The sequence below is a fragment of the Pseudomonas sp. REP124 genome, from assembly GCF_020164475.1.
Taxonomy (GTDB): Bacteria; Pseudomonadota; Gammaproteobacteria; order Pseudomonadales; family Pseudomonadaceae; genus Aquipseudomonas.
Genome location: NZ_JAIQWX010000115.1, coordinates 1 through 20,169, shown reverse-complemented (window position 1 = coordinate 20,169; position 20,169 = coordinate 1). Strand labels below are relative to the sequence as shown.

Genomic DNA, 20,169 nt, shown 5'->3' with positions numbered 1-20,169 from the left:
CCAATGTGGGAGCGAGCCTGCTCGCGATGGCGTCCTGCCAGACGCCGAGAATTATTTGCCGAGCTTTCTCAGCTCATCCGATTCGATAATCCGCACCCCATCCTGCTCCTCCAGCGCCAGACGCCACATCGCGCGCGCGAGCTGGCAGGCTTCGATGCCATGGTATTTGCCGGGAATCAACCGCGACAGGGGGCCCGCAACCTTCTCGCCCAGACGCGGTTCGGTGCGTTCGCCCAGCAGCAGCGAAGGCCGGCAGATGGTCAGCTGTGGCCAGTCCTGCGCGCGCAGGGCCTGCTCCATCTCGCCTTTGACCCGGTTGTAAAACACCGAAGACTTGGGATCGGCGCCCAATGCACTGATCACGATCAGGTGCCGCGCACCCATCTCCCGGGCACGCTTGGCGAACGCCACGACCATGTCCAGATCCACCGCACGAAACGCCTCTTGCGAGCCTGCCTGCTTGATGGTCGTGCCCAGGCAGCAATAGGCGATGTCGACGCGTCCGCTCAGTTGCGGCAGGAACATCGCCGGGTCGCCCACGGGGTTTTCAAGGTGCGGATGCTTGACGAGCGGCCGGCGCGACGGCGCCAGCACCCGGGTAATCGTCGGCTCGTTGAGCAGGCGATCGAGCAAATGCTCACCGGTCAAACCGGTGGCTCCGGCAAGCAATACGTGCTGAGGCGTCAAGTACATAGTGTTTCTCCCTTGATACTCTTCAGCTTAGTTGGTCTTTGCGTCCTTGCTGTCAATCGACGTACTTTGCAAGGCTTTGCGCGCTTGCTGCTTGCGCAGCAACTGCCAGTGCGAGAGCACGGTTTTCGGTGCCCAGATCTGCGGTTCAGAGGCTTCGAAGCCATCGGCCAGCTCACGCTCGGCGACGGTTGCCTTGGCCAGTTTGAAGGCCTGTTCCAGGTCGTCGGTCTGGTTCAGCGCCTGGGCGAACAGGGCATCGCCGAAGTAGGTGAAGTTGGCTTCTTCGGAGCAACCGAAGGACACGCGATCGGCCCGCGAGGCGGTCATGATCAGGGTGCGTTCGTCCTTGAGGGCGGGAATGAAGCCGCCGGAATAGCATGCGGAAATGACGATGATCTTGTCGCGGTTTTTCAGCGGGGCGAGCACCGCCGCCAGTTCATCGGCGGGCAGGTCGGCCAGTTCCATCCGCGGCTGGTCGAGCACCAGTTCATGCTCGCTCGTGCCGTGGCTGGTCAGGTAGATGAAAATCAGATCTTCCGGGCCGCTGCGTTCGGCCAGGGTCAGCGCCGCGCGGCGCAGGTTTTCCCGGGTGGCCATCGGCCGATCGCCGAGATGATCGCGATGGTTCACCAGGCGAATCTGGCCAAAAGCGCCGAAGCGGCTGGTGAGCATGTTGGCGACGAAGTCGGATTCGCGCAGGAACACGCTCTGCTTGCCATCGCCGCCCAAAGTCAGGGTGTACAACTCGACTGCCGGGGTTGAGGCGGGCACGTTGCTCAGTGCTTCTTCGAGCAGGCGGCCCTGGGCCAGCAATCCGAGTTCGAGGGTGTCGGGCAAAAGCTTGCCATCGGCGTCACGCACCCGCTGGCCATTGACCCAGATGCCGCTGAGCACCGAGCCGTCTGTCAGCACCAGAGTGCCGCGACCGGAATAGGTGTCGCTGTCGAACTGACCGATATAGAAGCTGCCATCGGCCAGGTTCAGACGACCCTGGCCACTGAAGCGCCAATCGTTGAAGTGGCCGATGTAATGGCTGCCATCGGCTCCGATCAGCTCGCCCTTGCCATTGAGCGAGCCTTCCTTGAACTGACCCAGCCAGACATCGCCGTCCGCGTTCTCGTAGCGGCCCTTGCCGTTGAGCTGGTTGTTTTTGAAGCTGCCGACGTAGATGTCGCCGTCAGCGCTGTTGAATGTCCCGTTGCCTTCCAACTGACCGTCGACGAAGTGGCCGGTGAACTGATTGCCGTTGCCGTCGCTGCGCTGGCCTTCACCGTTGGGCTTGCCGTGGGCAAACTGGCCCTGATAGGCGCTGCCGTCCTCGAGTTCCAGGCGACCGAGGCCCGAATACTGGTCGGCCTTGAATTCGCCCCGGTAGGTCATGCCGTTTTCTTTGAGGGTGCCTTCGCCGTCGCGCCGGCCGAGCTTGAAGCCACCGGTGTAGCTGCTGCCATTGGTGGTGAGGCTGCCCTGGCCGTCGAACAGGCCCTGATTGAATTTGCCGCGGTAGACCTCGCCGTTGCTGCCGTGCCATTCACCCTGGCCGTGCCACTGACCCTTGTCGAACTCGCCGGCGTACCAGCTGCCGTTCGGATAATCGATGCGACCCTGGCCTTGCAGCAATCCATCGACCAGATCTCCACGATAACGGCCGCCGTCCGGCAAGCGGGCGTCAGGAGGTAACGGTGATTCACCGTCGCCGCATGCGGAGAGCATCAGGGTCAAGGCAAGGAGTGCAAGTGAGCGCATAGCGGGTTCCGGGCAATTAGGCGACCGAGTATGCCGCAGCTATGTGTCCTTATACAGCCGGTAGAGATGCAGCGGATGCGAATCAGCGTGAGCTGCTTCGCATCCGGGAAGGTTTACACGAAGCAGAGCGACAGCGGTTCGGCGATGTACGCCGGCTTGTCCGAGCCTTCGATTTCCAGGGTGGTGGTGGCCTTGAGCAGCCATTGGCCAGGTTTCTTCTCGGTCACTTCCGTCAGGTCCACCTTGAGGCGCACCTTTGAATTGACCTTGACCGGCTGGATGAAGCGCACGCTGTCCAGGCCGTAGTTGACCACCATCTTCAGGCCTTCAGGCACGACGAGGATGTCTTCCATCAGTTTCGGAATCAGCGATAGCGACAGGAAACCGTGGGCGATGGTGCCGCCAAACGGGGTTTGTGCCGCCTTTACCGGATCGACGTGGATGAACTGATAGTCTCCGGTGGCTTCGGCGAACAGGTTGATGCGCTCCTGATCGATCGTGAGCCATTCGGAACGTCCAAGTTCCTTGCCGACATAATCTTTGAGCTCTGCAACTGGAACAAAGGGCATTGAGACTCTCCTTGGGTTCATCGGTTTTATAGTTTTTTCAGGCGAGGTGTTTGCACCTCAGGTCTACCACTGTAGATCAACATTGTTAATTCCTGCGGTCAACCGACCATGCTTTTGGCGAATGCCGATGTATACGGCAGGCGTGTTTATAATGCTCGGCCCGTGACGGCGGGTGACGGTTTCTGCGGGAGAGTGAAGGATGTTGTTACGTGGCCTGACCTGGCTGGTGCTGTTTCAATTGCTCGGCACCGCGATCAACCATTTGTTTTTGCCGGTGCTGCCGGGGCCGATTGTCGGCCTGCTGCTGTTGCTGGTGTTTCTGATCAGCCGCGGTCAGGTGGGCGAGCCGCTGAACCAGGCGGCCGGCAGCCTGCTGCGCTACCTGCCTTTGCTGCTGGTGCCGCCGGCGGTGGGGGTGATGGTCTACGCCAAGGACATTGCCGCCGATTTCTGGGCCATCGCCGGCGCGCTGGTGTTGTCGCTGCTGCTGTCCATGGCCTTCGCCGGCGTGCTGATGCAGCGCATGATCAAGCGTCACGCCCATCCTCGCGAGGACCGCCCATGACCCTCGACTGGAACGGCGCCTGGACCTCGGTCATCCATCATCCTTTGTTCGGCATCGGCATTACCCTGGGTGCCTATCAGCTGGTGCTTGCGGCTTTCGAGAAAACCCGCTGGATCTTTTTGCAGCCGGTGCTGGTCTCCATGTTGCTGGTGATCGGTGTGCTGGTGAGCTGCGGGCTGACCTATACCGAGTACCGCAAGAGCACCGAGATCCTCAGCATTCTGCTGGGGCCGGCGACCGTTGCGCTGGCGGTGCCGCTGTACCTGAACCTGCGGCGGATTCGGCAGTTGTTCTGGCCGATATTTACTACGCTGGTGATAGGCGGGGTGGTTGCCACCAGCATGGGCGTGCTGCTGGGCTGGTGGTTCGGTGCCGAGCACATGATCCTGATGACCATGGCGCCCAAATCGGTGACTTCGCCGATTGCCATGCTGGTGGCCGAGCAGATCGGTGGTGTCGCGGCGCTGGCGGCAGTGTTCGTGTTGATCACCGGTGTGATCGGCGCGATCTTCGGCCCGAGCCTGTTGAGCCGCCTCGGCGTCCACAGCCCCGAGGCGCGGGGCATGGCGCTGGGCATGACGGCTCACGCGGTCGGCACAGCGGTGGCGATGCAGGAAAATGAAGAGTGCGGCGCCTTCGCGGCGCTGGCGATGAGTCTGATGGGCGTGGCCACGGCGGTCTTGCTGCCGCTGGCGGTGTCGATGGTGGTTTAAGGAAATGTCTATGAGTCTGCCGCTTTTTCCGTTGAACACGGTGTTGTTTCCGGGCTGCATCCTCGACCTGCAGATTTTCGAGGCGCGTTACCTGGACATGATCGGACGCTGCATGAAACAAGGCGGCGGCTTCGGTGTGGTGTGCATCCTCGATGGTGAAGAGGTCGGCATCGCTCCGGCAGGCTACGCGCTGGTCGGCTGCGAAGCGCGGATCACCGATTTCAAGACCCAGGAAAACGGCCTGCTGGGGATTCGGGTGCAGGGCGGTCGACGTTTCCATGTTCTGCGTACCGAAGTGCAGCGCGATCAGTTGATCGTCGCCGAAGTCGACTGGCTGGAAGAGGAACCGGAACAACCGCTGCAGGATGAGGACGCCGATCTTGTGGCGCTGCTCAAGGCCTTGGCGGAACATCCGATGGTCGAAGCGCTGAACATGGGCACCGAAGCGGTAGGGCAGCAATCGCTGGCCAATCAACTGGCTTATCTGTTGCCGTTCGCCGAACTGGACAAAATCGACTTGCTGCAACTCGATGACCCGCAGCAACGCCTGGATGCGATTCAGGCGTTGCTGGATGAGTTGCAGGGTGAGTTGTTTGCTTGAGCAGCATCCGGCAACGATTGAGTGCATTGACTGGTATTGCTGATAGCCCTTAGTTTTCGAATGCCCGCATGGAGCGGGTATTTCGGATTTTAAAAGGACTTGAAGTGATGATCATCTACGTTAATGAACGATCCACCTGGGAAGCCGCTGCTGTGGGCTACCTGCTTAAAAACGCCAGCCCTGGGCAGCCTTTCGAAGCCACCGCCGCTGCTGCATGCCAGCTTGCAGATGCATTGATACTGGAGCGACGCAAGCGAGAATGGCCAGGCTACTGAGGCCTTGAGTAACTAACAGCATTACACGCGGGAGCGAGCCTGGCTCGCTCCCGTACTTTTCTAATAGGCATACCTCAACATCGTATGCGGCAAATGTCGCAACACGAAGAATCCGAACAGCGCCACCAGCGACGGAAGCACCAGCCACCAGATCTTAGGCGGCATGGGGTTGAGCGGTGTGCGGAGCTGAATCACGCCCAGGCTTGCCGCGCAGACACATGCCGCCAGCATTGCGCCGGCCAGCACGTCCGTCGGCCAATGCGCGCCGAGATAAACCCGTGACAGTGCAATCGCAAGTGCTGGCAGACATGCCACCAGCAACCAGGTGAGGCGCATGCGTGGCGGTTGCCCACGGCCAGCGAGTACGGCGAGGGTCAGAAATAACGCAAAGGAGCCGGAGGCATGACCGCTGGGCATGCTGTAACTGGTCAACGGGTCACTCAATACTTCCGGGCGCATGCGAGCGAAAAAGTGCTTGGTAACAGTGTTGCCAAGTGCCGTGAACAGTAACGTACTGCACGCGAAAGCAGCTTGTCTCCATTGCCGGGCGATCAGCAGCAGCGCTACCAGCAGGGCGCTGAACATCAGCATATTGCGGAACTCACCGATCAGGGTGAACACCACCGCCACTTCATCGAGCGTGGGGCTGCGATGTTCCTGCACCAGGGTCATGATTCCCTGGTCAAGAGCGGTCAGGTGCGAGTAGCCGATAAACAACGCGGCCAGAATCAGAAAACTCATCCCGGTAATGAACACCGTGGCCTTGCGATGCTTGCGCAGGCTACTGGTGGCGCTCAATCCAATCATCACGGCGATGCTGGCTGCGACGATACCGGCCTCGGGCCAGAAACCCTCGGGCAGCGGCAAACGAATCGCCGCCCCGGTGGCCCAGCCCGGCAGCAGATACACTACCGACCATCCTGCTCCGGCCAGCAGGCTGACGGCGAAGAAGCGCGGGAAGGGCATGTCGAACATCCCGGCGACCATCGGCAGCATGGGGCGCAAGGGGCCGATGAAGCGGCCAACCAGCAGGCTGGCGATGCCATAGCGCTGGAAATACGACTCGGCGCCGGCGATCCATTCCGGGTGATGGCGCAAGCCGGGCAGTCGGCGGATGTTCTGATGGAAATGTCGTCCGAGGAAATACGACACCACATCGCCCAGCACGCCCGCCACGAAACCCAGCAACAGGGTTTCGCTCAGCGACAACGCGCCGCTGCCGGCCAGTACCGCCACGGCGAACAACAGCACCGTGCCGGGTACGATCAATCCTGCAATCGCCAGGCATTCAACGAAAGCCACTATGAACACCGCCGCCGCCAGCCATTGCGGATTGACGGTCAGCCAGGCGGTCACGCTATCGAGCCATGGGCCCATAAATACAACTCCATTCAATGTTCAGGCACACATTCCAAAAACACATCCATCCCCTGTAGGAGCCGAGCTTGCTCGCGAAAGCGTCGTGTCAGTCAACATCGAAGGTGACGCAGCCACCGCTTTCGCGAGCAAGCTCGGCTCCTACAGGGATTTTTGTTCGATTCAGGTCAGCAAAAGGTAATCACGTCCTTCGACCTGCCCCCGTCGCAGCGGGTTGCGCGTGCACCACGCCGCATAGGCCGCGTCGACGAAACGGTACATCAGATGTTCGTCACGTCCATGGGGAATGCCCAGGCGCGTGGTCTGGATGACATGGGCGGGCGTCTGCCCAACGTCTTCCACCAGCAGCACCTCATGGTCGAAACGCTTGGCGTCCCAGACCGGAACCTTCAATCCCAGGGATTTGCACAGCAAGGTTTGCCCGGCACAGAGCTTCTGCGACGGGCGAGGGCGGCCCTGGGCATCGGGGTTGTTGAGCAGCATCTGCGCCAGGCTCGCCGGCCCGCTCAGTTCGTCGACCCACGGATAGGCAGATTTGATCAAGACCGCATTGCCCGGCCCTTGAGCGCTGAAGTTCAGGGAGTCGCCGCCACGGGAGTAGTACATATAGATATGCCCACCATCCAGAAACAAAGCCTTACGCTTTTCCGTGTAACCGAGGGAGGCGTGGCTGCCTTTTTCGGCAAGGTAATAGGCTTCGGTCTCGATGATTCGCGCGCTGAGCCACAGATCACCGACGCGATGACGAATGACTTTGCCCAGCAGATCGCGGGCGAGAATTTGCGGGTCACGGTCGAAAAACGCGTCCGCAAGGCCCGTGGGCAGGCACGTTGCAGAGGCTCGAACAGTCAGGTCGGTCATGATGAACGGCCTTTATCAGGGCTGAGAGAGCGCTGATGATAACAATTTGCGGCTTAATCCCCGCTGAACGTCGGCAAATCCAACTCCATTTCGACCATCCGCCCGTCACCGCTGTTAGTCGGCAGTCACGACAGCTATAATCTGCCGCTTTATTCTTTACCAAGCCCTTTTCAAAGACCACGCCAGACCATGACTGAGTCCGTTCTTGACTACATGACCCGCCTGGGTCGCGCTGCCCGCGAGGCTTCCCGCGTCATCGGCCGTGCCAGCACAGCGCAGAAGAACCGCGCGTTGCAGGCCGCCGCCAACGCGCTGGACGCTGCCCGCGCCGAGCTGACCGCTGCCAATGAGCTGGATCTGGCGGCTGGTCGCGCCAATGGACTGGAGCCGGCGCTGCTCGAGCGTCTGGCGCTGACCCCTGCTCGCATCGACGGCATGATCGTCGGTCTGCGCCAGGTGGCGGCATTGCCGGACCCTGTCGGCGCGATCCGCGACATGAGCTACCGGCCGTCGGGGATTCAGGTCGGCAAGATGCGCGTGCCGCTGGGCGTGATCGGGATCATTTACGAATCCCGGCCGAACGTGACCATCGACGCAGCCAGCCTGTGCCTGAAGTCCGGCAACGCAACCATCCTGCGCGGCGGCTCCGAAGCCATTCACTCCAACCGTGCGATCGCTGCCTGCATCCAGCGTGGCCTGGCCGAAGCGGATCTGCCGGCAGCGGTGGTGCAAGTGGTCGAAACCACGGATCGGGCTGCCGTTGGCGCCCTTATCGCCATGCCCGAGTTCGTCGATGTCATCGTGCCCCGTGGCGGCCGTGGCCTGATCGAACGCATCAGCCGCGATGCCCGTGTGCCGGTGATCAAGCACCTGGACGGCATCTGCCACGTCTACGTCAGTGCCCACGCGGACCTGCTCAAGGCCCAGCGGATCGCTTTCAACGCCAAGACTTACCGTTATGGCATTTGCGGAGCGATGGAGACGTTGCTGGTCGATCAAATGGTTGCCAAAGATTTCCTGCCAGCGATGGCGGCCCAGTTCCGCGAAAAAGGCGTCGAACTGCGTGGTTGCGAGCGCACCCGGGCAATCGTCGATGTGCTGCCTGCCACCGAAGAAGACTGGAACACCGAATATCTGGCGCCGATCCTGTCGATCCGCGTGGTCGACGGGCTGGACCAGGCCATCGAACACATCAACCATTACGGCTCGCACCACACTGATTCGATCGTCAGCGAACATCAGGGCGAAACCCGGCAGTTCGTGGCCGAGGTCGATTCGTCGTCGGTGATGATCAACACCCCGACCTGCTTCGCCGATGGTTTCGAATACGGATTGGGTGCCGAGATCGGCATTTCTACTGATAAGCTGCACGCCCGCGGCCCGGTGGGTCTCGAAGGCCTGACCTGCGAGAAGTACGTCGTGGTCGGTGATGGCCAGTTGCGCGGACAGGAGCCGGTCTGACTTGGGCGACCTCGACCCGTCAGCCCCGGTCACTGCCAGCGCGCCTGAACCCCGACGCATCGGCGTACTGGGCGGAACGTTCGACCCGGTGCACATCGGCCATTTGCGTGGTGCACTGGAAGTCGCCGAATCCCTGGCGCTCGACGAGCTGCGCCTGACACCCAGTGCCAGGCCGCCTCATCGGGATACGCCGCAGGTGTCGGCGAAGGACCGTCTGGCGATGGTCGAGTGCGCGGTGGCTGGTGTGGCGCCGTTGGTTGTGGATGCCCGCGAATTGCAGCGGGACAAACCGTCCTGGACCATCGATACCCTGGAACTGATGCGTGCGGAACTCGCCGTGGATGACCAGGTTTTTCTGCTTTTGGGCTGGGACGCTTTTTGCGGCCTGCCCACCTGGCATCGCTGGGAAGAGTTACTCCAGCATTGCCACATCCTGGTGCTGCAACGCCCGGATGCCGACAGCGAACCGCCGGATGCCCTGCGCAACCTGCTGGCGGCACGCTCGGTGAGCGACCCGCTGGCCCTGAAGGGGCCGAGCGGACAGATTGCATTCGTCTGGCAGACGCCGCTCGCGGTATCCGCCACCCAGATCCGTCAACTGCTGGCCAGCGGTAAGTCGGTACGTTTCCTGGTTCCCGACGCGGTCCTGGCCTACATCGATGCGCACGGTCTTTACCGTGCGTCGAACTGAACAAGGCGTGCTTCACTGATACGGACCAACGTGTCGCCAAGCCGCCGAATACATGAGCAAAACGAGTTTTATATGACCAACAACGACGTAAACAAAGTTAAGCGCAAAGGCACATTCAAGAGTGCCCCGCTGCCTGAGCCGGTTGCCACCAACGAGCCGCTCAACGGTGACGAGATGGTCAAGGTTGCCGTTGCAGCCCTGGAAGACGTCAAGGCGCAGGACATTCAGGTCATCGATGTTCGCGACAAGCAGAGCATCACCGACTACATGATCATCGCCACCGGTACTTCCAATCGCCAGATCAACGCGATGCTGGAAAAGGTCCGCGAAGAAGTCAAAAAGAAAGGCGCCCGTCCGCTGGGTGAAGAAGGCAAGGGCGACAGCGACTGGGTGCTGCTGGACCTGGACCTGGTGATCGTGCACATGATGACCGCCTCGGCTCGCCAGTTCTACGACCTGGAGCGCCTGTGGGCCGGTGCCGAGCAGAGCCGCGCGGCAGACGCCAAGCACCACAGCCCGGAAAACACCCACGAGCATTTCGCCAAGCTCAACAAAGACCAGCAGTAAGGGTAGCGCTGTGCGACTGCGACTGATCGCCGTCGGCTCCCGCATGCCCAAGTGGGTGGAAGAAGGCTGGCATGAATATGCCAAGCGTCTTCCGTCCGAGCTGGCGCTGGAACTGGTGGAAATTCCGCTCAATACCCGTGGCAAGAACGCCGACGTGGCGCGTTTCATCCGTCAGGAAGGCGAAGCGATGCTGGCCAAGGTGGGGCAGAACGAGCGTGTCGTCACCCTCGAAGTCCACGGCAAGCCCTGGAGCACCGAGCAACTGGCGGTCGAACTCGATCGCTGGCGGCTGGATTCGCGCACGGTCAATTTCATGGTCGGTGGCCCCGAAGGGCTGGCGCCTGAAGTCTGTGCCCGCGCCGATCAGCGCTGGTCGCTCTCGCCACTGACGTTGCCGCACCCGCTGGTGCGCATCCTGATCGGTGAACAGCTGTATCGCGCCTGGACCGTGCTGTCCGGCCACCCTTATCACAAGTAGTCCTGCCTCCCCATGACCCAACCGATCCGCATCAAGGACCACGAAAAAGACGCCCGTCTGGTGCGTGGCCGCGTCGTGTTCGGGGCAATTGCGGTGGTGGCGCTGATTGGCGTGCTGATTGCGCGCCTGTATTTCCTGCAGGTGATCCAGTACGACTATCACTCGACCCTGTCGGAAAACAACCGCGTCCATGTGCAGCCGATCCCGCCAACCCGCGGGTTGATTTTCGACCGCAATGGTGTGGTGATCGCCGACAACCGGCCGAGCTTCAGCTTGAGCATGACCCGCGAACGTTCGGGGGACTGGCAGCAGGTGCTCGATGTGATCGTCGAGGTGCTGGAGCTGACGCCCGAGGACCGGGTGATCTTCGAGAAGCGCATGCGCCAGGGGCGCCGGCCATTCGAGCCGGTGCCGATCCTGTTCGAGCTGACTGAAGAACAGATCGCCCGAATCGCCGTCAATCAATTCCGCCTGCCGGGGGTGGAAGTGGTCGCGCAGCTGGTACGTCACTATCCCCAGGGTGCGCACTTCGCGCATTCCGTGGGCTACATGGGACGGATCAACGAGAAAGAGCTCAAGACCCTCGATCCGGTCAATTACAGCGGCACCCACCACATCGGCAAGACCGGCATCGAGCGCTTCTACGAGCCGGAGCTTCACGGTCAGGTGGGTTACGAGGAAGTCGAGACAAACGCCCGGGGCCGCGTGCTGCGGGTGCTCAAGCGCACCGACCCGATTCCCGGCAAGGACATCGTCCTGAGCCTGGACATCAAGTTGCAGGAAGCCGCGGAAGCCGCCCTCGGAGGTCGTCGTGGCGCGGTGGTGGCGCTGGACCCGAAAACCGGCGAAGTGCTGGCGATGGTCAGCCAGCCGAGTTTCGACCCGAACCTGTTCGTCACCGGCATCAGCTTCAAGGCCTATTCCGAACTGCGCGATTCCATCGACCGGCCACTGTTCAACCGCGTGCTGCGCGGTCTGTACCCGCCAGGTTCGACCATCAAGCCCGCCGTGGCGATTGCCGGCCTCGACGCAGGCGTAGTCACAGCCTCGAGCCGCGTGTTCGACCCGGGCTACTACATGCTGCCCAATTACGATCACAAATACCGTAACTGGAACCGCACCGGTGACGGTTTCGTCGACCTCGACACCGCGATCATGCGTTCCAACGACACCTACTTCTACGATCTGGCCCACAAGCTGGGGATCGATCGGTTGTCGGCCTACATGACCAAGTTCGGCATCGGTCAGAAAGTCTCCCTGGACATGTTCGAAGAATCGCCGGGGCTGATGCCGTCCCGCGAGTGGAAACGTGCGACCCGCCGTCAGGCGTGGTTCCCGGGCGAAACCCTGATTCTCGGGATCGGCCAGGGCTACATGCAGTCGACCCCGTTGCAACTGGCCCAGGCCACCGCGCTGGTAGCCAACAAAGGCATCTGGAATCGCCCGCACCTGGCCAAGACCATCGAAGGTGAGAAACCGGTGGATCACAATCCGATGCCGGACATCATCCTGCGCGACCCCTCTGACTGGAACAAAGTCAACCACGGCATGCAGCAGGTAATGCACGGCGCCCGCGGTACGGCGCGCAAGGCTTCGATCGGTGCGCAATACCGCATCGCCGGCAAGTCCGGTACCGCCCAGGTAGTCGCGATCAAGCAGGGTGAGAAGTACGACCGCTCGAAAGTCCAGGAGCGCCATCGCGACCACGCCTTGTTCGTGGGCTTCGCGCCTGCCGACGATCCGGCGATCGTGGTGTCGGTGATGGTCGAGAACGGTGAATCCGGTTCCGGCGTCGCAGCCCCGGTGGTGCGTCAGGTCATGGACGCCTGGCTGCTGGATCAGAACGGTCGCCTCAAAGCCGAATACGCAGGCCCCAATAGCGCGGAGGCTACCGCCCGTGATGAATAATTTTGATCGCATGCTCTCCAGCGAGGATGTGATGCGCCGCCGCGCGACGCTGCTGCAACGCATGCATATCGATGGTCCGCTGCTGATTCTGCTGCTGACCCTCGCCGCCGGCAGCCTGTTCGTGCTGTATTCGGCCAGCGGCAAGAGCTGGGATCTGCTGGCCAAACAGGCCACTTCCTTCGGTATCGGCCTGGTGTCGATGATCGTCATCGCCCAGTTCGAGCCGCGATTCATGGCGCGCTGGGTGCCGCTGGGTTACGTGGTGGGTGTGATGCTGCTGCTGGTGGTGGACATCATGGGCCATAACGCCATGGGCGCCACTCGCTGGATCAACATTCCCGGGGTCATCCGCTTCCAGCCCTCGGAATTCATGAAGATTCTGATGCCGGCAACCATTGCCTGGTATCTGTCCAAACGCACTTTGCCGCCGCAACTCAAGCATGTGGGCGTCAGCCTGATGCTGATTGGCGTGCCCTTCATTCTGATCGTGCGCCAGCCGGACCTCGGTACCTCGCTGCTGATTCTGGCCGGTGGTGCGTTCGTTCTGTTCATGGGCGGGCTGCGCTGGCGCTGGATTCTCAGTGTTCTCGCGGCGACGGTACCGGTCGCTATCGCAATGTGGTTTTTCGTGATGCACGACTATCAGAAGCAGCGCGTGCTGACTTTTCTCGATCCGGAAAGCGATCCGCTGGGTACTGGCTGGAACATCATCCAGTCCAAGGCGGCCATCGGTTCTGGCGGCGTGTTCGGCAAGGGCTGGCTGCTGGGCACCCAATCGCACCTGGACTTCCTCCCTGAAAGCCACACCGACTTCATCATTGCGGTAATGGGCGAGGAGTTCGGTCTGGTGGGCATCTGCGCGCTGTTGTTGATCTATCTGCTGCTGATCGGTCGCGGCCTGGTGATTACCGCCCAGGCCCAGACCCTGTTCGGCAAACTGCTGGCGGGCGCCTTGACCATGACCTTCTTTGTGTATGTTTTCGTCAACATCGGTATGGTCAGTGGCCTGTTGCCGGTGGTGGGGGTGCCGTTGCCGTTCATTAGCTACGGAGGAACTTCGCTGGTGACGCTGCTGTCAGCGTTTGGGGTTTTGATGTCGATCCATACCCATCGCAAGTGGATCGCGCAGGTTTGAATAAGGTGAAGAGTTCAATGCAGGTAATGCGTGGCTGGGCGACTCGATACGCGTCGTGGTTTGGCCTGGTAAGCATCCTTGGCAGCGCGCAGGAAGCGCTGGCCGGCGATTACGAAGGTTCGCCCCAGGTGGCCGAGTTCGTGGGTGAGATGACCCGCGACTACGGGTTCGCTGGCGAGCAACTGATGGGCGTGTTCCGCGAAGTCGAGCGCAAACAGTCGATTCTGGATGCGATTTCCAAGCCCGCCGAGCGGGTCAAGCAGTGGAACGAATATCGCCCGATGTTCATCACCGACGCGCGCATCGCCCGCGGTGTGGATTTCTGGCGTCAGCACGAAGCGGTGCTGGCCCGTGCCGAGCAGGAATATGGCGTGCCGGCGCAGGTGATTGTCTCGATCATTGGCGTTGAGACCTTTTTCGGCCGCAATACCGGCAACTTCCGCGTTATCGATGCCTTGTCGACCCTGGGTTTCGACTATCCTCCCCGTGCCGAATTCTTCCGCAAGGAATTGCGCGAGTTCCTGCTGCTGGCCCGGGAAGAGCAGATTGATCCGCTGACCCTCAAGGGCTCCTACGCTGGTGCCATGGGCCTGCCGCAGTTCATGCCAAGCAGCTTTCGCGCCTACGCGGTGGATTTCGACGGTGACGGCCACATCAACATCTGGAACAACCCGGATGATGCGATCGGCAGCGTTGCCAGCTACTTCAAGCGTCACGGCTGGGTCGCGGGCGAGCCAGTGGTCAGCCGCGCCGAGGTGCGGGGAGATCAGGTTGACGAAGGTTTGACCACCGGCATCGAGCCAACCAAGACCGTTGGAGAGTTGCGGGCGCTGGGCTGGTCAAGTCATGATGCGCTGCGCGATGATATGCCGGTTACCGCTTTTCGCCTGGAAGGCGACAATGGCCCCGAATACTGGATGGGCCTGAAGAATTTTTACGCAATCACGCGTTATAACCGCAGCGTGATGTACGCCATGGCCGTACATCAACTGTCTGAACAGCTGGTCCAAGCACGGGGCGTCAAGTAATGCGGGCATTGCCTATGAGTAAACCCCTGAAGCTGATGGCATTCGCCGCGTTGGCAGTGCTGGTCGCCAGTTGTTCGACCAGTCGTTCGCCGACTCAGAAATCCTCCACCGCCGTGCGTTCCGCGCCGGGGCTGGACATCAATCGCGCCCACAAGGATGGCGCGCCATGGTGGGACGTCGACGTCTCGCGCATCCCGGATGCCACGCCGACCCTGCACACCGGTCCCTACAAGGCCAATCCCTACACCGTGCTGGGCAAGACCTATTTCCCGATGCAGGAATCCAAGACCTACGTGGCTTCGGGCACGGCGTCCTGGTACGGCACCAAATTCCATGGTCAGAACACCGCCAACGGTGAGGTCTATGACTTGTACGGCATGAGTGCCGCCCACAAGACCCTGCCGCTGCCAAGTTATGTCCGGGTGACCAACCTGGACAACAACAAGACCGTCATCCTGCGGGTCAACGACCGCGGGCCGTTCTACTCCGACCGGATCATCGACTTGTCCTACGCCGCGGCCAAGAAGCTCGGTTATGCCGAAACCGGCACCGCGCGGGTCAAGGTCGAAGGCATCGATCCTCAGCAATGGTGGGCCGCCAAAGGCCGTCCGGCGCCTTTAATGCTCAACGAGCCGCAAGTCGCGCAGAATAGCGCGCCGGTGATCACGGCTTCGGCCGGCAGCGTCGAGCAATGGACGCCGCCACCGCAGCAACATGCCGCCGCCGTTGTCCCTGTACAACTTGCGGACGCAAAAAAAAACGCTTCTGCAACAGCCTCTGGCCAGTATCTGCAGGTGGGCGCGTTCGCCAACCCGGACGCTGCAGAACTCCTGAGGTCGAAACTCAGCGGGATGGTGAGCGCTCCGGTGTTCATCAGTTCGATCGTGCGCAACCAGCAGACGCTGCATCGGGTGCGCCTGGGGCCGATCGGTTCGCCGGGTGAGATCCAGCAGGTGCAGAACAGCGTGCGCCTGGCCAACCTTGGTTCGCCAAGTGTGGTCACCGAGTAAAACGTAGGACTTGATTGACGGTTCATCTGCTCTTTGCGCGATGAACCAGGTTGTTGGCTCGTCGAAGAACAAAAGCCCGGCAAAGGGTGACTTGGAGTGAGCAACTGAACACGCGATGGCCCGATTAGAAGGCCATCTGATTAGTTTTGCCCCAGGGCAAGTTTCCATTAGCGATTTCGAGAGACGGATGAACATCACCACCTTTGCCAAACGCCTGTGCCTTCTAGTCCCGCTGCTCCTCTCACCTGCCGCGTTCGCGGCCGAGATGATGCCGTCCCCACCGCAACTGGCCGCCAAGGCCTATGTGCTCATGGACGCCAGCAGCGGCAACGTGCTGGTCGAAAACAATGGTGACCAGCGTCTGCCGCCAGCCAGCCTGACCAAGCTGATGACCGCGTACATCGCGACGCTGGAAATCCGCCGTGGCCAGATCGGCGAGAACGATCCGGTGACCGTCAGCGAAAACGCCTGGCGTACCGGCGGTTCGCGGATGTTCATCAAGGTCGGCTCCCAGGTGACCGTCAGCGACCTGCTGCACGGCATCATCATTCAGTCGGGCAACGACGCCAGCGTTGCGCTGTCCGAGCACATCGCCGGCAGCGAAGACGCGTTCGCCGACCTGATGAACAAGACCGTCGCCGACCTGGGCATGACCAACAGCCACTTCATGAACCCGACCGGCCTGCCGAACCCTGAGCACTACTCGTCGGCTCACGACATGGCCGTGCTGGCTCGCGCGATCATCCACGAAGACCCGGCTCACTACGCGATCTACTCGCAGAAAGAGTTCTTCTGGAACGGCATCAAGCAGCCGAACCGCAACCTGCTGCTGTGGCGTGACAAGACCGTCGACGGTCTGAAAACCGGTCACACCGAAGAAGCCGGCTACTGCATGGTGTCCTCGGCCGTACGCGACGGCATGCGCCTGATCGCCGTGGTCTTCGGTACCAACAGCGAAGTGGCGCGTGCCGCCGAAACCCAGAAACTGCTGACTTACGGCTTCCGTTTCTTCGAAACCCAGACCTTCTATCAGAAAGGCACCGAGCTGGCTCAGGCCCCTGTCTGGAAAGGCGCCACCAACCAGGTCAAGGCCGGTCTGGCTGAAGACCTGACCATGACCCTGCCGAAGGGCCAGCTGAAAAAGCTCGCTGCAAGCATGACCATGAACCCGCAACTGGTCGCACCAATCGCCAAGGGCGACGTGATCGGCAAAGTCGAAGTCAAACTGGAGGACAAGGTGGTGCACAGCGCCGATCTGATCGCTCTGGACGGCGTCGAAGAGGGTGGTATCTTCCGTCGCATGTGGGATAGCATCCGTCTATTCTTCTACGGCTTGTTCAACTGATAGTGTGCACCTGCAAAGCCCTGCGCTCATCCGGCGCGGGGCTTTGCCCGTCGCCACGGCTTACGCTTACGAGGCCGTTACGCCATGACCGATACAGATGTAAAGGCTCCCAAGATCGAATTCCCGGCCAACGATTACCCGGTTAAGGTGATCAGCGATACGGGTGTGGGCAACAAGGACAAGATCATCGACATCGTCCGCAAACACGCAAAGATCAATGATGAGCGTGTGGACGAGCGTCAAAGCAGCAACGGCAAGTACACCACGATTCAGTTGCACATCGTCGCCACCGATCAGGACCAGCTGTACAACATCAACAGCGAACTGCGGGCTACCGGCTTCGTGCACATGGTGCTGTGATGTCCGCGACATTGGGCTTTCGCGAGCTCGGTCAGATGGCCTACGAGCCGGTCTGGCATGCCATGCAACGCTTTACCAACGAACGCGGCAGCGATGCCGCCGACGAGATCTGGCTGGTCGAGCACCCGCCGGTTTTCACCCAGGGCCAGGCCGGCAAGGCCGAGCATCTGTTGCTGCCGGGGGATATTCCGGTGGTGCAGGTCGACCGCGGCGGCCAGGTGACGTATCACGGCCCCGGACAACTGGTGGCCTATCTGTTGCTGGATGTGCGCAAGCTGGGTTTCGGCGTGCGTGATCTGGTGACCCGCATGGAATCGTGCCTGATCGAGTTGCTCGCCAGTTATGGCGTGACGGCCGCGGCCAAGCCCGATGCGCCGGGTGTCTATGTCGACGGAGCGAAAATCGCGTCTCTGGGTCTGCGGATCCGCCATGGTTGTTCCTTTCACGGCCTGGCCCTGAACGTGGACATGAACCTGGAACCGTTTCGACGGATTAATCCCTGCGGCTACGCCGGGCTGGCGATGACCCAGCTGAGCGATCACGCAGGATCGATTGAATTTGCCGAGGTAAGTGCCCGGCTGCGTGCGCAGCTCGTCAAACACCTCGACTATGCTGAGCAGACGACCCTCACGGGCGGAATCGACTGATATGACTACTGATGCAGTGCAAACCGTAATCCCGACGCTCGATGTCACCGAGCGCCCGGCCCCGCGTCCCAAGGTTGAAGCCGGCGTCAAGCTGCGCGGCGCCGAGAAGGTTGCACGCATTCCGGTAAAGATCATTCCGACCACCGAACTGCCGAAGAAGCCTGACTGGATTCGCGTGCGCATCCCGGTGTCGCCGGAAGTCGACCGCATCAAATCCCTGCTGCGCAAACACAAGCTGCACAGCGTCTGCGAAGAAGCGTCCTGCCCGAACCTGGGCGAATGCTTCTCCGGCGGCACCGCGACCTTCATGATCATGGGTGACATCTGCACCCGTCGTTGCCCGTTCTGCGACGTCGGCCACGGTCGTCCGAAGCCACTGGACGTCAACGAGCCGGAAAGCCTGGCCATCGCCATCGCCGACCTGCGCCTGAAGTACGTGGTGATCACTTCGGTGGACCGCGACGACCTGCGCGACGGCGGTGCCCAGCACTTCGCCGACTGCATCCGTGAAATCCGCAAGCTGTCGCCGAACGTGCAGCTCGAAACCCTGGTGCCGGACTACCGCGGCCGCATGGACATCGCGCTGGAAATCACCGCCGCCGAGCCGCCGGATGTGTTCAACCACAACCTGGAAACCGTGCCGCGCCTGTACAAGGCTGCGCGTCCGGGTTCGGACTACCAGTGGTCGCTGACCCTGCTGCAACGCTTCAAGCAGATGATGCCGCACATTCCGACCAAGTCCGGCCTGATGCTGGGTCTGGGCGAGACCGACGACGAAGTGATCGAAGTCATGAAGCGCATGCGCGAACACGACATCGACATGCTGACCCTCGGCCAGTACCTGCAACCGTCCCGCAGCCACTTGCCGGTGCAGCGTTTCGTGCACCCGGACACCTTCGCCTGGTTCGCCGAGGAAGGTTACAAGATGGGCTTCAAGAACGTCGCTTCCGGTCCGCTGGTACGTTCCTCGTACCACGCTGACGAACAGGCGAAGCTGGTCAAGGCCGAGCTGATGTCGTCCTGATACCCCGGCAGTCATGAAAAAGCCCGCAAGGTGTCGAGCCTTGCGGGCGTTTTTTTGCCTGGGCGAAAGCGATGACGATCGTTTGGGCTTCTGTTTGTCTTCGTTCCTGACTACTGTGTGCTGATGTTTCATTCAGGGAGATTCAAGGTGACCGCCAGACCCGTCCACACCCTTCGTCCTCACGCCCCGGTCCCGGCACTGCCATCGCAAGGGCTGATCGGCGTCATCGCGCCCGCAGGGCCCGCACCGCTGGACACCGATAAAGCCGTGCAATGGATGCGCGCACGCGGTTATTCATTGAAGATTTTTCCGGGCGTTTTTGAGAAGGATGGTTACCTGGCCGGCAGTGACGAGGTGCGCCTCAATGATCTGCACGCAGCATTCGCCGACAATGAGGTCGACGCCATCATCTGCCTGCGCGGTGGCTACGGCACTCCGCGCTTGCTCGATCGCCTCGACTTCGAACTGCTGCGCAACAACGCCAAACCCTTCATCGGCTACAGCGACATCACCGCGCTGCATCTGGCGATCAGTCTTTATGCAGGCTTTGTGACATTCCATGGTCCACTGCTCAATGCCGATTTGCTGGGTGACAAGCGCAAGCCCACCGAGTCCTCGTTCTTCAACATGCTGCGCGGGCAGGTGAAGGCCGGCAGCGTGCTGACCCACCCCGAGGCCTACCCGTTGACGACTATCGAGCCAGGCATCGCCCACGGGCGCTTGCTGGGCGGCAATTTGTCGATGATCGCGGCGACCATGGGCACGCCTTACGAGATCGATGCCGAGGGCGTCATCTTGCTGATCGAAGACGTCAACGAGCCTTTGTACCGTATCGACCGGCTGCTCACCCATCTGCGTCTGGCGGGCACTCTGGGCAAGCTGCGCGGGGTGTTGGTGGGGGATGTGGCGGGAGTGGAGGTGCCGGCGCTGGAGCGGTTGCTCAAGCAGACATTCGAACCGTTGCGCATCCCGGTGTTGTCCGGATGGCGCAGCGGGCATTGCGATCCGAATCTGACCTTGCCGATGGGTGCGCTGGTCAGGCTGGATGCAGGGAAGCAGGAGCTGGTGTTGGAGCAGGATGTGGTCGTTAGCGTCAGATAGTCCGTCTTCGCGGG

Annotated in this window: 22 protein-coding genes; 17 read left to right on the top strand and 5 right to left on the bottom strand. The window is 61.2% G+C overall.

Annotation, left to right across the window (positions count from 1 at the left end):
- Positions 1-51 precede the first annotated feature (51 nt).
- The 3 genes from K9857_RS22835 to K9857_RS22825 form a co-directional block, all read right to left on the bottom strand.
- Positions 52-693, bottom strand: a complete 642-nt coding sequence (locus K9857_RS22835) for an oxidoreductase (RefSeq protein WP_224539564.1) — start codon at positions 691-693, stop codon at positions 52-54.
- A 27-nt stretch (positions 694-720) separates the two neighbouring features.
- Positions 721-2,439, bottom strand: a complete 1,719-nt coding sequence (locus tag K9857_RS22830; RefSeq protein WP_224539562.1) for a C13 family peptidase — start codon at positions 2,437-2,439, stop codon at positions 721-723.
- A gap of 113 nt (positions 2,440-2,552) precedes the next feature.
- Positions 2,553-3,008: a MaoC family dehydratase gene (locus K9857_RS22825; protein WP_224539560.1), complete on the bottom strand. Its 456-nt coding sequence runs from the start codon at positions 3,006-3,008 to the stop codon at positions 2,553-2,555.
- A gap of 199 nt (positions 3,009-3,207) precedes the next feature.
- On the opposite strand from K9857_RS22825, the gene K9857_RS22820 reads away from it, so the two are divergent.
- The 4 genes from K9857_RS22820 to K9857_RS22805 all read left to right on the top strand — a co-directional run bounded on the left by K9857_RS22820 (position 3,208) and on the right by K9857_RS22805 (position 5,162).
- Positions 3,208-3,573, top strand: coding sequence for a CidA/LrgA family protein (locus K9857_RS22820; RefSeq protein ID WP_224539557.1), 366 nt, complete (start codon positions 3,208-3,210; stop codon positions 3,571-3,573).
- Complete coding sequence (locus K9857_RS22815) at positions 3,570-4,286, top strand: LrgB family protein (protein WP_224539554.1); 717 nt, start codon at positions 3,570-3,572, stop codon at positions 4,284-4,286. Before K9857_RS22820 ends, K9857_RS22815 begins: the two co-directional genes overlap by 4 nt.
- 10 nt (positions 4,287-4,296) lie before the next feature.
- Positions 4,297-4,887 (top strand): LON peptidase substrate-binding domain-containing protein, encoded by a 591-nt coding sequence (locus tag K9857_RS22810; protein ID WP_224539552.1) that lies wholly within the window; start codon positions 4,297-4,299, stop codon positions 4,885-4,887.
- Positions 4,888-4,994: 107 nt separating this feature from the next.
- On the top strand, positions 4,995-5,162 hold the full coding sequence (locus tag K9857_RS22805) for a hypothetical protein (protein WP_224539550.1): 168 nt from the start codon (positions 4,995-4,997) through the stop codon (positions 5,160-5,162).
- Positions 5,163-5,222: 60 nt separating this feature from the next.
- Here K9857_RS22805 and K9857_RS22800 read toward each other — a convergent pair whose 3' ends face one another.
- The gene (locus K9857_RS22800) at positions 5,223-6,539 is read right to left on the bottom strand and encodes a bifunctional DedA family/phosphatase PAP2 family protein (protein ID WP_224539548.1); all 1,317 of its coding nucleotides are present in this window, start codon (positions 6,537-6,539) and stop codon (positions 5,223-5,225) included.
- Positions 6,540-6,701: 162 nt separating this feature from the next.
- Positions 6,702-7,400 carry a DNA-3-methyladenine glycosylase gene (locus K9857_RS22795; RefSeq protein ID WP_224539546.1) on the bottom strand — a complete coding sequence of 233 codons (699 nt, stop codon included), beginning with the start codon at positions 7,398-7,400 and terminating at the stop codon, positions 6,702-6,704.
- Between the two features lie 189 nt (positions 7,401-7,589).
- On the opposite strand from K9857_RS22795, the gene K9857_RS22790 reads away from it, so the two are divergent.
- The 13 genes from K9857_RS22790 to K9857_RS22730 all read left to right on the top strand — a co-directional run bounded on the left by K9857_RS22790 (position 7,590) and on the right by K9857_RS22730 (position 20,155).
- Positions 7,590-8,861, top strand: a complete 1,272-nt coding sequence (locus K9857_RS22790) for a glutamate-5-semialdehyde dehydrogenase (RefSeq protein WP_224539544.1) — start codon at positions 7,590-7,592, stop codon at positions 8,859-8,861.
- Between the two features lies 1 nt (position 8,862).
- Positions 8,863-9,552 (top strand): nicotinate-nucleotide adenylyltransferase, encoded by a 690-nt coding sequence (gene nadD, locus K9857_RS22785; protein WP_224539542.1) that lies wholly within the window; start codon positions 8,863-8,865, stop codon positions 9,550-9,552.
- A gap of 72 nt (positions 9,553-9,624) precedes the next feature.
- Positions 9,625-10,119: a ribosome silencing factor gene (rsfS, locus tag K9857_RS22780; RefSeq protein WP_224539540.1), complete on the top strand. Its 495-nt coding sequence runs from the start codon at positions 9,625-9,627 to the stop codon at positions 10,117-10,119.
- Positions 10,120-10,129: 10 nt separating this feature from the next.
- Entirely contained in the window at positions 10,130-10,597 is a 468-nt protein-coding gene (gene rlmH, locus K9857_RS22775) for a 23S rRNA (pseudouridine(1915)-N(3))-methyltransferase RlmH (protein ID WP_110965050.1), read from the top strand.
- 12 nt (positions 10,598-10,609) lie between these two features.
- Positions 10,610-12,505, top strand: a complete 1,896-nt coding sequence (gene mrdA / locus K9857_RS22770; protein WP_224539538.1) for a penicillin-binding protein 2 — start codon at positions 10,610-10,612, stop codon at positions 12,503-12,505.
- A 31-nt stretch (positions 12,506-12,536) separates the two neighbouring features.
- Positions 12,537-13,640, top strand: a complete 1,104-nt coding sequence (gene rodA, locus K9857_RS22765) for a rod shape-determining protein RodA (RefSeq protein ID WP_224539566.1) — start codon at positions 12,537-12,539, stop codon at positions 13,638-13,640.
- A gap of 17 nt (positions 13,641-13,657) precedes the next feature.
- Positions 13,658-14,668, top strand: coding sequence for a lytic murein transglycosylase B (gene mltB, locus K9857_RS22760; RefSeq protein WP_224539536.1), 1,011 nt, complete (start codon positions 13,658-13,660; stop codon positions 14,666-14,668).
- Positions 14,668-15,678: a septal ring lytic transglycosylase RlpA family protein gene (locus K9857_RS22755; RefSeq protein ID WP_224539534.1), complete on the top strand. Its 1,011-nt coding sequence runs from the start codon at positions 14,668-14,670 to the stop codon at positions 15,676-15,678. The genes mltB and K9857_RS22755 overlap by 1 nt, the downstream gene beginning before the upstream one ends.
- Positions 15,679-15,865: 187 nt before the next feature.
- Complete coding sequence (locus K9857_RS22750; protein WP_224539532.1) at positions 15,866-17,023, top strand: D-alanyl-D-alanine carboxypeptidase family protein; 1,158 nt, start codon at positions 15,866-15,868, stop codon at positions 17,021-17,023.
- An 84-nt stretch (positions 17,024-17,107) separates the two neighbouring features.
- Positions 17,108-17,383 (top strand): DUF493 domain-containing protein, encoded by a 276-nt coding sequence (locus K9857_RS22745; RefSeq protein WP_175377168.1) that lies wholly within the window; start codon positions 17,108-17,110, stop codon positions 17,381-17,383.
- Positions 17,383-18,030, top strand: a complete 648-nt coding sequence (lipB, locus tag K9857_RS22740; RefSeq protein ID WP_224539530.1) for a lipoyl(octanoyl) transferase LipB — start codon at positions 17,383-17,385, stop codon at positions 18,028-18,030. The genes K9857_RS22745 and lipB overlap by 1 nt, the downstream gene beginning before the upstream one ends.
- A gap of 1 nt (position 18,031) precedes the next feature.
- Positions 18,032-19,054, top strand: coding sequence for a lipoyl synthase (lipA, locus tag K9857_RS22735; protein ID WP_224539528.1), 1,023 nt, complete (start codon positions 18,032-18,034; stop codon positions 19,052-19,054).
- Between the two features lie 147 nt (positions 19,055-19,201).
- Positions 19,202-20,155 (top strand): LD-carboxypeptidase, encoded by a 954-nt coding sequence (locus K9857_RS22730; protein ID WP_224539526.1) that lies wholly within the window; start codon positions 19,202-19,204, stop codon positions 20,153-20,155.
- The last annotated feature ends 14 nt before the right edge of the window (positions 20,156-20,169 follow it).

What these genes read in the sequence shown, in the direction of transcription:
- K9857_RS22835 (WP_224539564.1), bottom strand. Translation starts at nt 693, where the DNA reads ATGTACTTGACGCCTCAGCACGTATTGCTTGCCGGAGCCACCGGTTTG.
- K9857_RS22830 (WP_224539562.1), bottom strand. Translation starts at nt 2,439, where the DNA reads ATGCGCTCACTTGCACTCCTTGCCTTGACCCTGATGCTCTCCGCATGC.
- K9857_RS22825 (WP_224539560.1), bottom strand. Translation starts at nt 3,008, where the DNA reads ATGCCCTTTGTTCCAGTTGCAGAGCTCAAAGATTATGTCGGCAAGGAA.
- K9857_RS22820 (WP_224539557.1), top strand. Translation starts at nt 3,208, where the DNA reads ATGTTGTTACGTGGCCTGACCTGGCTGGTGCTGTTTCAATTGCTCGGC.
- K9857_RS22815 (WP_224539554.1), top strand. Translation starts at nt 3,570, where the DNA reads ATGACCCTCGACTGGAACGGCGCCTGGACCTCGGTCATCCATCATCCT.
- K9857_RS22810 (WP_224539552.1), top strand. Translation starts at nt 4,297, where the DNA reads ATGAGTCTGCCGCTTTTTCCGTTGAACACGGTGTTGTTTCCGGGCTGC.
- K9857_RS22805 (WP_224539550.1), top strand. Translation starts at nt 4,995, where the DNA reads ATGATCATCTACGTTAATGAACGATCCACCTGGGAAGCCGCTGCTGTG.
- K9857_RS22800 (WP_224539548.1), bottom strand. Translation starts at nt 6,539, where the DNA reads ATGGGCCCATGGCTCGATAGCGTGACCGCCTGGCTGACCGTCAATCCG.
- K9857_RS22795 (WP_224539546.1), bottom strand. Translation starts at nt 7,400, where the DNA reads ATGACCGACCTGACTGTTCGAGCCTCTGCAACGTGCCTGCCCACGGGC.
- K9857_RS22790 (WP_224539544.1), top strand. Translation starts at nt 7,590, where the DNA reads ATGACTGAGTCCGTTCTTGACTACATGACCCGCCTGGGTCGCGCTGCC.
- rsfS (WP_224539540.1), top strand. Translation starts at nt 9,625, where the DNA reads ATGACCAACAACGACGTAAACAAAGTTAAGCGCAAAGGCACATTCAAG.
- mrdA (WP_224539538.1), top strand. Translation starts at nt 10,610, where the DNA reads ATGACCCAACCGATCCGCATCAAGGACCACGAAAAAGACGCCCGTCTG.
- rodA (WP_224539566.1), top strand. Translation starts at nt 12,537, where the DNA reads ATGCGCCGCCGCGCGACGCTGCTGCAACGCATGCATATCGATGGTCCG.
- mltB (WP_224539536.1), top strand. Translation starts at nt 13,658, where the DNA reads ATGCAGGTAATGCGTGGCTGGGCGACTCGATACGCGTCGTGGTTTGGC.
- K9857_RS22755 (WP_224539534.1), top strand. Translation starts at nt 14,668, where the DNA reads ATGCGGGCATTGCCTATGAGTAAACCCCTGAAGCTGATGGCATTCGCC.
- K9857_RS22750 (WP_224539532.1), top strand. Translation starts at nt 15,866, where the DNA reads ATGAACATCACCACCTTTGCCAAACGCCTGTGCCTTCTAGTCCCGCTG.
- K9857_RS22745 (WP_175377168.1), top strand. Translation starts at nt 17,108, where the DNA reads ATGACCGATACAGATGTAAAGGCTCCCAAGATCGAATTCCCGGCCAAC.
- lipB (WP_224539530.1), top strand. Translation starts at nt 17,383, where the DNA reads ATGTCCGCGACATTGGGCTTTCGCGAGCTCGGTCAGATGGCCTACGAG.
- lipA (WP_224539528.1), top strand. Translation starts at nt 18,032, where the DNA reads ATGACTACTGATGCAGTGCAAACCGTAATCCCGACGCTCGATGTCACC.